This window comes from Accumulibacter sp. (assembly GCF_036625275.1).
GTDB lineage: Bacteria > Pseudomonadota > Gammaproteobacteria > Burkholderiales > Rhodocyclaceae > Accumulibacter.
Genome location: NZ_JAZKUD010000001.1, coordinates 122,415 through 133,850 on the forward strand (window position 1 = coordinate 122,415; position 11,436 = coordinate 133,850).

At 62.9% G+C, this 11,436-nt stretch carries 10 protein-coding genes and 1 pseudogene; 6 read left to right on the forward strand and 5 right to left on the reverse strand.

Features of this window, described 5'->3' with window-relative positions:
• Nucleotide 1 precedes the first annotated feature (1 nt).
• The 6 genes and pseudogenes from V5B39_RS00600 to V5B39_RS00625 form a co-directional block, all read left to right on the forward strand.
• Nucleotides 2-2,500 carry a secretin N-terminal domain-containing protein gene (locus tag V5B39_RS00600; protein ID WP_332340589.1) on the forward strand — a complete coding sequence of 833 codons (2,499 nt, stop codon included), beginning with the start codon at nt 2-4 and terminating at the stop codon, nt 2,498-2,500.
• Between the two features lie 3 nt (nt 2,501-2,503).
• The gene (locus V5B39_RS00605) at nt 2,504-3,043 is read left to right on the forward strand and encodes a type II secretion system protein (RefSeq protein WP_434735635.1); all 540 of its coding nucleotides are present in this window, start codon (nt 2,504-2,506) and stop codon (nt 3,041-3,043) included.
• A gap of 119 nt (nt 3,044-3,162) precedes the next feature.
• A complete protein-coding gene (locus V5B39_RS00610) occupies nt 3,163-3,606 on the forward strand; it encodes a type II secretion system protein (RefSeq protein WP_332340797.1) in 444 nt (147 codons plus the stop codon).
• A 134-nt stretch (nt 3,607-3,740) separates the two neighbouring features.
• A complete protein-coding gene (locus tag V5B39_RS00615) occupies nt 3,741-4,331 on the forward strand; it encodes a type II secretion system protein (RefSeq protein ID WP_332340590.1) in 591 nt (196 codons plus the stop codon).
• Between the two features lie 134 nt (nt 4,332-4,465).
• Nucleotides 4,466-4,723 carry a transposase gene (locus tag V5B39_RS00620; protein ID WP_332340591.1) on the forward strand — a complete coding sequence of 86 codons (258 nt, stop codon included), beginning with the start codon at nt 4,466-4,468 and terminating at the stop codon, nt 4,721-4,723.
• Nucleotides 4,632-5,143, forward strand: a pseudogene (locus V5B39_RS00625) (IS3 family transposase); the annotation flags it as partial. The gene V5B39_RS00620 and the pseudogene V5B39_RS00625, both read left to right, overlap by 92 nt.
• A gap of 72 nt (nt 5,144-5,215) precedes the next feature.
• Here the strand turns inward: V5B39_RS00625 and V5B39_RS00630 are convergent.
• The 5 genes from V5B39_RS00630 to ubiA are packed head-to-tail and all read right to left on the reverse strand — an operon-like array spanning nt 5,216 to nt 11,183.
• Nucleotides 5,216-7,897 carry a diguanylate cyclase domain-containing protein gene (locus V5B39_RS00630; protein ID WP_332340799.1) on the reverse strand — a complete coding sequence of 894 codons (2,682 nt, stop codon included), beginning with the start codon at nt 7,895-7,897 and terminating at the stop codon, nt 5,216-5,218.
• A 41-nt stretch (nt 7,898-7,938) separates the two neighbouring features.
• On the reverse strand, nt 7,939-8,340 hold the full coding sequence (locus V5B39_RS00635; RefSeq protein ID WP_332340593.1) for a DUF4870 family protein: 402 nt from the start codon (nt 8,338-8,340) through the stop codon (nt 7,939-7,941).
• Nucleotides 8,341-8,386: 46 nt separating this feature from the next.
• Nucleotides 8,387-9,850 carry a 4-hydroxy-3-polyprenylbenzoate decarboxylase gene (ubiD, locus tag V5B39_RS00640; protein ID WP_332340595.1) on the reverse strand — a complete coding sequence of 488 codons (1,464 nt, stop codon included), beginning with the start codon at nt 9,848-9,850 and terminating at the stop codon, nt 8,387-8,389.
• Between the two features lie 11 nt (nt 9,851-9,861).
• On the reverse strand, nt 9,862-10,290 hold the full coding sequence (locus V5B39_RS00645; protein ID WP_332340597.1) for a cytochrome C: 429 nt from the start codon (nt 10,288-10,290) through the stop codon (nt 9,862-9,864).
• Entirely contained in the window at nt 10,287-11,183 is an 897-nt protein-coding gene (gene ubiA, locus V5B39_RS00650; RefSeq protein ID WP_332340599.1) for a 4-hydroxybenzoate octaprenyltransferase, read from the reverse strand. Before ubiA ends, V5B39_RS00645 begins: the two co-directional genes overlap by 4 nt.
• Between the last annotated feature and the right edge of the window lie 253 nt (nt 11,184-11,436).

Consider the following 11,436-nt stretch of genomic DNA (forward strand, 5'->3'; position numbering starts at 1 on the left):
CGTGAGCAAGCGGAATTCCGGCAAGATCGGATCGACAGGCACAGGGTCGGCCGAAACAGGAGCGACCGAATGGCGGCGTCGCTGCCTGGCCGCGGTTGCGGCACTTTGTCTGACCGGATGTGCGGCGCAGAATGCCTACCGCGAAGGGCAGGCCTTGCTGGCCGAACAGAAGGTCGAAGCCGGTCTGGCCAAAATCCAGCAAGCAATGCTTCTCGACCCCGGCGCCGTCGAGTACCGCATCGGCTATCTCCGCGCTCAGGAAGGCGCGATCCATGCCGGCATCGACCAGGCCGAGCGTGCGCTGGCCGGCCTGCGCTATGCCGAGGCCGAGGCCGCTTACCGCCGCGTATTGCTGCTGCAGCCCGGCAATCCGCGTGCGCAGGCCGGTTTGCGGCTGATCGAGAGCGCCGCCCGGCATGACCTCCTCTATCAGGAGGCCGAACTGGCGTGGACGAAGAAGGATGGCGACGGTGCGCTGGCGCGCTTGCGAACGATCCTGACCGCGAACCCGAAACACGCGCGCGCGCTGGCCCTGCAACAAGTCATCGAAGAGAGCGCCGCCAAGGCCGCGAAAGAGTCGGTGTTGACCGCAGCCTTCCGGAAACCGATCACCATCGAATTCAGGGATACGCCGCTGAAGACGGTCTTTGAAGTGATTTCGCGGACTGCGGGTCTCAACTTCGTCTTCGACAAGGACGTTCGCGCCGACCAGAAAACCACCATTTTTCTGCGCAACAGCACCATCGAGGCCGCGATCAACGTCCTCCTGATGACCAACCAGCTCGAACAGCGGCTTCTCAATGGCAATTCGATCCTGGTCTACCCGAATACGCCCGCCAAGCAGAAGGAATACCAGGCGCTGCTGGTCAAGACCTACTACCTGGCGAACTCGGACGCCAAGACGGTGGCGGCCACGCTCAAGACGATCCTCAAGACGCGCGACATCGTGGTCGACGAGAAGCTGAACCTGCTAATGATCCGCGACAGTCCGGAAGCGATCCGGCTGGCCGACAGGATGGTTGCGCTGCAGGACGTGCCTGAACCCGAGGTGATGCTCGAAGTCGAGATTCTCGAGGTCAAGCGCTCGCGCCTGCAGGCACTGGGAGTCAACTGGCCGGACGCCGTCGCGCTGCGGCCGTTGCCGGTGGACGGGCTGACCGTGCAGAATCTGCGCGACCTGAATTCGTCGACGATTGGCGTCACGGTGGGTCCGGTCACCGTCCGTGCCAACCGGCTCGACAGCGATGTCAACCTGCTGGCCAACCCACGCATTCGCGCGCGCAACCGCGAAAAGGCCAAAATCCTGATCGGCGAGCGCGTCCCGAACATCACCTCGACCCTGACCGTCGGCTTCTCTTCCGAATCGGTCACCTACATCGATGTCGGCCTGAAACTCGACATCGAACCGACAATCTATCTCGACAACGAAGTGGCGATGAAGGTGACGCTCGAAGTCAGCAACATCGTCGACAAGATCACCACCAAGAACGGTACCGTCGCCTATCAGATCGGCACGCGCACGGCGACCAGCGTGCTGCGCCTCAAGGATGGCGAGAACCAGTTGCTCGCCGGTCTGATCAGCGACGAAGACCGGCGAACTGCCAGCAAGCTGCCTTTTCTCGGAGAGATTCCGATTCTCGGTCGGCTGTTCGGCAGTCACAGCGACGAGGGCGTCAAGACCGAGATCGTGCTCTCGATCACGCCCCGGATTCTGCGCAACATTCATCGGCCGGAAGCCTATCTGGCCGAGTTCGATGGCGGTACCGAAACCAGCTTCCGTGGTCGGGTCGATGGCGGCGGCGGGGGGGCTGCGCCGGTGTTCGGCGCCCTCGCGCCCTCGCTGGCCGCCTCCGCGCCGCCTGCGGCCGGGACGGCCAAGCCTGGCGGATCGGCCACTCCCGGCGGACAGGTCAATCCGTTTTCCCCGCAGGTACAGTCCGGGTCCGGGCTCAACGTGCAGGCAGCGACCGCGCAGACCAGCGCGGCATCCTCGCCGGTCAATCCTTTTGCCTCGGCGGTGGAGAGCAGCACACTGACACCCGAATCGCTGTCGCCGTCCGCGGTCCAACCGGCCTTGCAGGTGGCCGGATCGGCGCTGCTGCTCTGGCAGGGGCCGGCACAAATCCGGGTCGGCGACACTTTCGCGCTGCAACTGGTGATGCAGGCCGACCGGCCGGTGGTCAGCGTGCCCCTGGCGATCGGCTTCGACCCACGCCTGCTGCAGGTCGCCAATGTCAGCGAGGGCGGTTTTCTCAAGCAGGGTGGCGCGCAGACCAGTTTCACCTATCGCATTGACCCCGGCGGACAGGTGTTGATGACCGCGACGCGATCCGGTGACGGCGGCGCCACGGCCCCGGATACCCTCGCCACGATCAACTTCCGGGCGCTGGCGGCGGGTGCCGCGCGCGTCGAATTGATCACCATCGCGCCGGTGGCATCGGGGGGATTGACGATCAATCCCACCCTGCCCGGAGCGCACGCCTTGACGATCACGCCCTGAGCGATGCCGCCCGCCCGCGCGTTTCCGCTGCGTCTCCGGAGGACTTCCCGGCCTCCGGAAAGGGAAAGCGCGCATCGAGCGCGCGGCTTTTCGCTGATTGAACTCTTGATCACCCTTGCGCTGGTCGCCGTCCTCGCCACGATCGTCGTCCCGGTGGCGCAGACCTCGCTGCAGCGCAGCCGCGAGCAGGACCTCCGGCTGGCGCTGCGCGAGCTGCGCGCGGGCATCGACCTCTACAAGAAAGCCAGCGACGAGGGGCGCATCCGCAAATCGCTCAACGACACCGGCTATCCGAAAAACCTGCAGATCCTCGTCGATGGCGAAGACGATCTGCGTGACCCCAAGCATCGCAAGATCTACTTCCTGCGACGGATCCCGCGCGATCCGATGCATCCGGACAGCGCGCTGCCGGCGGCCGAGACCTGGGCCAAACGCGCCTACGCCAGCGAGCCGGATGACCCCAAGGAAGGTGAGGACGTGTACGACGTCTACTCGAAATCGAGCGGCATCGGCCTCAACGGCATTCCCTACCGCAAATGGTAGGGGTCAACAATCCGCCCAGGCCGCGCGGCCGATACTATGAAAGTCGCGAGCGACGCACGAATCTCCCCTCCCACCTCGCGGGGGAGGGGTTGGGGGAGAGGGAAACGGTCATGACTTTCATGATCGGGAGTGTCTTGCAAAGTCATGACCGTTTGCCGAGCGTGGCATGCATCGGCCGGCACCGGCGGGGCTTCACGCTGATCGAACTGCTCGTCGTGCTGTCGATCATCGCGCTGCTGCTCACCCTGGCCGTACCGAAATACCTGCACAGCGTCGACGTCGCCAAGGAAGCGGTGCTCAGCGAGAATCTGCATCTCGTCCGCGAGACGATAGACAAGTTCTACAGCGACAAGGGGCGTTATCCCGAGAGCCTCGAAGAGCTGGTCAGCGAAAAATACCTGCGCTCGCTGCCTTACGACCCGATTACTGCGAGTACCCGCACCTGGACGATCATTGCGCCCACCCAGACCAACGATTCGCCCGACGTCAAGGGCAAGGTCTACGACATCAGGAGCGGCGCGCCCGGCAGCACCCTCGACGGCAAGCCTTTCGCCGACCTTTAACGGTCATGGCCATTTTGGATACCCCCGATCATGAAAGCCATGACCGTTTCCCTCACCCCCGGCCCCTCTCCTGCGAGTGGAGAGGGGTGGAGAGGGGAGATTCGTGAGTCGCTGATGCGACTTTCACAGTAACGATGCCGCCCGCTCACGGCTTTTGTGAACACCGCCTGCAGACCGGCTTCACTTACCTGGGGCTGATGATCCTGGTCGCCGTCCTGGCTCTGGCGACGAGTGCGACGCTGACCCTGGGGAGTCTCGTCCAGCGGCGAGAAGCCGAGCAGCGCCTGCTCGAGGTCGGCGACACCTATCGCCGGGCGATCAGCAGCTACCTCAACAGCAGCCCCACCGGCGACCGCCGCTATCCCGGATCGCTCGCCGACCTGCTCAAGGATCCGCGTTATCCCGGCATTCGCCGACACCTGCGGCAGCTCTATCCCGACCCGATCACCGGCGGGAACGACTGGGGTCTGGTGCCGGCTCCGGGTGGCGGGATCATGGGAATCCACAGCCTCTCCGACGCCCGCCCGATCAAGATCGCCGGGTTCGAGGCCGCGAACCAGGCCTTCGAAAAAAAATCGCGCTATTCGCAATGGCTGTTCGTCGTGATGCCCATCGCGACGGGCGTTAGAACCGGGCCGGGTCAGGGGGCAAACGCCCCCTTGCCGATAGCGAACCCGTTTGTTCCCCCACCGATCTCCGGATTGCTTCCCTCGCCGAACCCTTGATGCGTCGATAGGTAGTGTCTGGCCGAAAAGCAGAAAACACACTCTTTATCAGTATGTTACGATATGAGCTTCCCCCGAAATTTCGTCTGCCCAGGGTGACCTAAAATTGAGGAGTCACTTTTGGAAGGCAGGAAATGAAGAGACCGAAGCAGGCCGACACGGCCGAGTTCAAGGCACTGGCGGTCAAGCGGATCAAGCATGGGCAGAGCGTCAGCACGGTTTGCCAGGAGCTCGGGCTGAGCGACCAAACCTTGCGTCACTGGGTCAAGGCGGCGGTGGAAGGCCGGCTCAGCGACGGCACCCAATCCGGTCTGGACGTCGGACATCACCGACCTCTGGACAGACGAGGGTTGGCTGTACTTGGCCGTCGTACTCGATCGGTTCAATCGTGAAGTCGTTGGCGGGTCGCTGAAGCCGCACATGACGGCAGACCGGGTGACCGATGCACTGACCATGGCGGGGTTCAGGAAGCGTCCGGTGCCGGGGCTGCTGCACCCCTCCGACCGGGGAAGCCAGTATGCCAGCCATGCCTTTCAGGACAAGCTCAAGGCGTACGGCATGACCTGATCAATGAGCCGGAAAGGAAACTGCTGGGACAATGCGCCGACGGAGAGCGGGTTCAACCGCTTCAAGAACGAGCGGCTGCAGGGGTTCACGACGCGACGCATGCCGAGCTCAAGGCTGCCGCCTTTGAATACATCGAGGTTTTTGACAACCGGAAGCGCCAGCATTCGACTCTCGGCTACCAGTCGCCCGTTCAGTTCCTGGAGAACTGGATCAGCGAGCAGCGTCAGGAAAAGGGGGTAGCATGAAATCCGTCCTTTGGCAGACGAAAAACCGTGGGAACCTCGGTTCTCGAGTTGCAGGATGCGTGCCGATCGTTCCTACATCTCCGGGGTAAAAAAGCAATAGGCATTGCGGCCGTGCTGCTTGGCGCGATACATCGCCGTATCCGCACACATCGACAGCGTTTCGAAGCTGTCGCCATCGGCCGGATACATGGCAATGCCCAGCGACACCGTGCAGCTCAGCTCATGCTGCTCGATACGATAAGCGGGCGCGGTGAGTTCGAGCAGTTTGCTTGCCACGTGCGCGGCGCCGGTGGCGTCGGTATCCGGCAAGACAAGGATGAATTCGTCGCCACCAAGACGGGAAATGGTATCTTCCGCGCGGACGGCGCCGATCAGACGCTTGGCGAGCTGAACCAGGATCTCGTCGCCAATCCGGTGTCCGAGCGAATCATTGACGTTCTTGAAGCGGTCGAGGTCGAGGAACATCAGTGCCAGAGACTCGCGACCCCGCTGGGCGCGGCTCAGATCATGCCTGACCCGCTCGGCGAGCAGGCTGCGGTTGGGCAGACCGGTCAGCGGGTCGAAGTGCGCCAGACGCTTGATGCTGGCCTCGGCTTCCTTTTGCTCGGTGATGTCGACCAGGGTGCCGAGGTAGCCGGTAATCTCTCCCTGCAGATTGTCCATCACCGTCACCGACAGGCGCACGCTACGGCGGCAGCCGTCCTTGCGTATCACGGTCATTTCCCGCTCATCGACTTCGCTGTTGCTGCACGCCCTGGCAACCAGCGCGTCGAAACCGGCTTCAACCCGATATCCCAGGGTCTCGCTCAATGCCGCAGCCAACGCCGCGATCTCGTCGCTGTCGTGAAAAAGGAGAGGGGTTACCTGGCCGACCACCTCGTCGGCCCGGTAGCCGAGGATCGTTTCGGCGCCCGGATTGAATACCGTGATCAGCCCATCAGGATCGGTGGCAACGATGCCGCAGGCGGCATGGGCGAGCACCGACGCCTTCAGAGTCTCGCTTTCCCGCAACGCCTGCTCCGCCTGCCGACGCTCGGCGAGCAAGGCAGTGTTTTCCAGAGCGACTGCGGCGCTCGCCGCCAGACCTTGTAACAACTGCACATCGGTCTCGTCGAAACCGCCGGGCTTGTTGTGGATCTCGAAACAACCGAGCAGCTCGCCGTGGCGGCTGACAATCGGCATGTCGAGCAGGTTGTGGGAAGCCAGTGCCTGTTGAATCTCCGGGGTCATATAGGGATCGTCCTCGGCATCGTTGCTGAGATAAAACGTTCTGCTCTGTATGACCCGGCCCGGTACGCCATAACCGCTTGGGAAACGGTAGTCCATGGGCATCCATCGACCTGCGTGGTGGTACTCGCTGAAAACCATCTGTCCGTCGCAAAAGCGCGCCGCGGCTCCTGTCGTTGCGGCGGTGATTTTCAGGGCAGCGGTCACGAGTTGGCGCAGCACGATCGGGATTTCCAGCTCGCTGTTGATTTCCTGACTGGCGGCCGACATCAGCGCCAGTTGCTCGCTGCGCCGCAGCAGCGCGGCCTCCGCCTGCTTGCGTTCGCTGATGTCGCGAGAGAGGACGATGAAGCGTGGCTCTTTGCCGGTCGTGGCAAGCTTACGGGCCACCGACAGTTCGAACCAGTAGTTTCCCTGTGCCAACGGCAGTTCGAACTGATGGCCAAGCGAGCGACCGGTCTCCTCCGCCTCGCGCAAGGCCGACAGGCAAATGGCCGCGGCAGCGGGCGGCAGCACCTCCGACACCAGCCTGCCGATCAGGCGATCAGGGGGTGCGGCCAACAGATCGGTACGCGGGGAATGGTAGTCATGGTAGCGACCATCGAGTCCCACTTCGAACATCAGATCGGGAACAGCATTGAGGGTGGCTTCGAGCTGGGCGGTGCGCTGCCGGACGAGGCGCCGCAGGGTCAGCACCCAGATCAACAGCAGCCCCCCCATCAACGATCCGACCAGAAGCGCGTAGCCGAGATAGTGTGCAAAGGGGGACAGGATCAGTGGGGTTCCCATCCATTTCTGACGCAGGGTCCGCTCTTCGTCCGGAGAAATGCTGGCAAAACCCTTCTGCAGAAGTGCCAGAGTGGCGCTATCGCCTTTCTGCACAGCCCGGTGAAATTCCCCCGTATACAAGGTGAAAGCCTTGTTGAACAGATGCTCGGCGTGATTCAGGTAAAGCAGGTAGTTGGCGGGCGGCTCGTCGAGACAGAACACCCGGACTTTCCCTTCCACTGCCCCGCGCACCAGCGCTTCGTAACTGGCGAACGTCTGCAGCGTGCTGATGCCAAGGCTGGTCAGCTTCGTGGCACAGGCGTCTCCAGCCTTTACGCCGACCAGAAAACCCTGCAGGGTCATGGCATCGACGATACCGCCGATGCTGGCATGGGTGAAGATCGACACCGGGATCGTTTCGTAAGGCGGCGAAAAATCGAGTGTGCGCTCGCGCTCCGGGGTCCGGAAGATGGTATCGATGACGGCAGCCTGTTGCCGGCTCATGCGTCGCTGTGCGGTCGCCCAATCGCTTCCCTGCAGGTCGATGGCCACGCCGGTTTTCTTTTCCCACAGCTTCCAGCGATCGACCAGATAACCCGTGAGGGTGCCGCCGGCATCGCGAAACACATAGGGCGGGTAGTTGTCGTCGATGACCACCGCCAGCGTAGCAGGCAACTTCGGCGCGGCGGTATTGCCGGCAGCGCCGCAAAGTGGCCACAGCATCGCCAGCGCGAGGCACAGGAAACGACAGCTACGCACCAAGTTCAAGCGAACTGCGCGGCGCTGAAAACCAGGCAAGCTCAATTGTCTCCGATCGGTCGCCGGTCTGCCAGCGCGAGCCAGCCGCGAATGACACGATAGGCGACCCACAGACCGAGGATCACGATCAATATCCAGGCGATCGGAATACCGATCAGGGTGATGATCAGCAGGCCGTAGACCAGCAGCCAGAGCAGCGTGAACCAGAAGGTCCGGATCTGCCAGCGATAGTGGCTGTAGAGCCAGGTGCCCGAGACCTCGGCGCGCTTGAGGTAATTGAGAACGACGGCAATCAGCGATGGTAGCCCGAAGACAAAAGCACCGGCGACCGTCGCCGCGCCGCTTACTCCAACCAGCACGGCCAGTGCGTGCAGGCCATAGATGACATGGCACCAGGCGCGCGCGCCTTCGATATTTCGTTCGGGAATCAGTTCATTGCTCATTTGGCTCTCCAGTTCTGGTTGCCCCGGCCGGGCCGATGACCGGCATTCACAGCCCCAGATCGTTCCACAGCACATCGACACGCTGTTTCACGGCAGCATCCATGACGATCGGAGTTCCCCACTCGCGAGTGGTTTCGCCAGGCCACTTGTGGGTGGCGTCGATTCCCATCTTGCTGCCGAGACCGGCGACCGGGCTGGCAAAGTCGAGATAGTCGATCGGCGTGTTCTCGGCGATCAGCGTGTCGCGCAGCGCATCGACGCGCGTGGTCATTGCCCAGATCACTTCTTTCCAGTCGCGGATATCGACATCGTCGTCCACGACGATGATGAACTTGGTGTACATGAACTGGCGCAGGAAACTCCAGATTCCGAACATCACGCGTTTGGCGTGCCCCGGATACTGCTTCCGGATGCTGACCGTCGCCAGGCGGTACGAACAGCCTTCCGGTGGCAGGTAGAAATCGACGATCTCGGGAAACTGCTTCTGCAACAGCGGTACGAACACTTCGTTGAGCGCCACGCCGAGCATCGCCGGTTCGTCCGGCGGCTTGCCGGTATAGGTACTGTGGTAGATCGCTTGCCGGCGCATCGTGATGCGCTCGATGGTGAACACCGGGAAACGCGCCTGCTCGTTGTAATAGCCGGTATGGTCGCCATACGGTCCTTCAAGCGCGCTGTCGGCCGGATCGATGAATCCTTCGAGAACGATCTCGGCGGACGCCGGTATCTGCAGGTCGGAACCCAGGCACTGCACCACTTCGGTCTTGGCGCCGCGCAGCAGACCGGCAAACTGGTATTCGGAGAGACTGTCCGGCACCGGCGTCACGGCCGCGAGAATCGTCGCCGGATCGGCGCCCAGCGCCACCGCCACCGGGAAAGGCTGGCCCGGATGTTGCAGGCAGTGCTCGCGAAAATCGAGCGCACCGCCGCGATGCGCCAACCAGCGCATGATCACCTGCCGGGTCCCGATCACCTGTTGGCGATAGATGCCCAGATTCTGGCGACTCTTGTGCGGCCCGCGCGTCACCGTCAGTCCCCAGGTGATCAGCGGCGCTGCGTCGCCCGGCCAGCAGAACTGGATCGGCAGACGTGACAGGTCGACATCCTTGCCTTCCCAGACGAGTTCCTGGCAAGGCGCCGAAGAGCGCACGCGCGGCGCCATGTGGAGCACCTGCCGGAGTACCGGCAGTTTGTCCCAGGCATCCTTGAGCCCCTTCGGGGGTTCCGGTTCCTTGAGGTAGGCGAGCAGCTTGCCGACCTCGCGCAGGGCCAGCACCGAGTCCTGCCCCATGCCCAGCGCGACTCGCCGCGGTGTGCCGAAGAGGTTGGCCAGCACCGGCATGGCGTGTCCCCGGGGATTCTCGAAGAGTAGTGCCGGTCCGCCGGCCCGCAGCACGCGATCGCAAATCTCGGTCATTTCGAGATGCGTGTCCACTGCGACGCCGATGCGCCTGAGTTCGCCAAGGCTTTCCAGTTGCGCGATGAAGTCGCGCAGGTCGTGATATTTCATTGTCCGAGGGGCTATCTGAGGCGATAGGAGGAGTGGCATACCACACAGGCGGTAGTCAGCGACGGCAGTGCGGCAAGGGTTTTCTCGCGGTCAGCGCTGGCGGCGATGCGCGCAAACTCGCTGGCTGCCTGATGCCCGTCGATGCCGATGCGGTGCATCGCCGGTGGCATGTGCGGCCCAGGACGGGCGTCGAAAGGCTGGCCGCGATGCCTGCCCATTGCCGAGACGCCGAGTTCCTTTTCGGCAAGTTCGCCGGCTTCCTTCAGTTTGCCGGCCGCGACCAGGCCGAGAATTTCGTTCAGGGCGAGCAGGCTGGCGCGCATTTCGGCACGCAGATTGGCTTCTGCCGGTCTTGGCATCGGTGCCAACTGGCGAGTGTCCTCGGCCGCCTGCAAGGTGCCCGTCAGGAGCAGGAGTGCGCAGAACAGGGGGGGCTTCATCCGTGGATTCCTTTGCTGGCGAGAAAATCGAGGGCAATCCCGGCGAAGACGCTGGCACCCAGCCAGTTGTTGTGCCGGAAGGCCGTGAAGCAGCGTTGCGGATCGCGTTCGCGGATCAGCGTGTAGTGATAGGCGGCAATCACCGCTGCGATCGTCAGTCCACCGTAAAACAGGGCGCCGAGGCCGATTCGGTAACCGAGCGCCGCGATCAGCCCGAGAGCGAGTGCGTAACAGATCATCACCGCTGCCACATCGGCGCGACCAAAGGTGATTGCCGAGCTGCGAATGCCGATTTTCAGATCATCGGCCCGGTCGACCAGTGCGTATTCGGTGTCGTAGGCGATCGCCCAGAAGACGTTGGCCAGTAGCAGCCACCAGGCTTCCAGCGGCACCCTGCCGAGTTGTGCCGCATAAGCCATCGGGATGCCAAAACCGAAAGCGACGCCGAGGTAGGCTTGCGGCACGGCGAGAAAGCGCTTGGTGAAGGGATAGCTGGCAGCGAGGAACAGGGCGGCCACACAGAGGCCGGCCAGCAGCCAGCTAAAGAGCGGCAGCACCAGGGCGGAAGCGGCCGCAACCAGCGCCAGAAACAGCAGCCAGGCCTCGCCGACCGAGACCCTGCCGGCGGCCAGTGGACGTTCGCGGGTACGCGCCACATGCGGATCGAAATGGCGGTCGGCCAGATCGTTGATCACACAACCGGCCGAACGCATCAGCACCGTCCCGAGAACGAAGATCCAGACCACCAGCCAGTTCGGCCTGCCCAGCGCCGACAGCCACAACGCCCACAAGGTTGGCCAGAGCAGCAGCAGGATGCCGATCGGTTTGTCGAGGCGCATCAGTCGCTCGTAAAGGTCGATCCGTTCGCGCCATGTTTTGCCGGAAATGTTCATGCACCTCATTTTAACGGTCATCACGGCGCCAGGCATCCCCAATCAATGATCCGGAACATCTTTCGGTAGTCACCGATATCGGCGAGTTGACTGCCGGGGTTTGACGGAGCCGCGCGAAGAGTGCACTATTTCTCGGGGATTGCGGTGCAGAACGGCCTGCTGCCCGTCTCTCATCGCTTCAGCGCAGGGCTTCCTGTTTGCCTGGATGGGCCTTGCCAATCCCTCTGCGATCGACGGAAGGGCAACATGATGA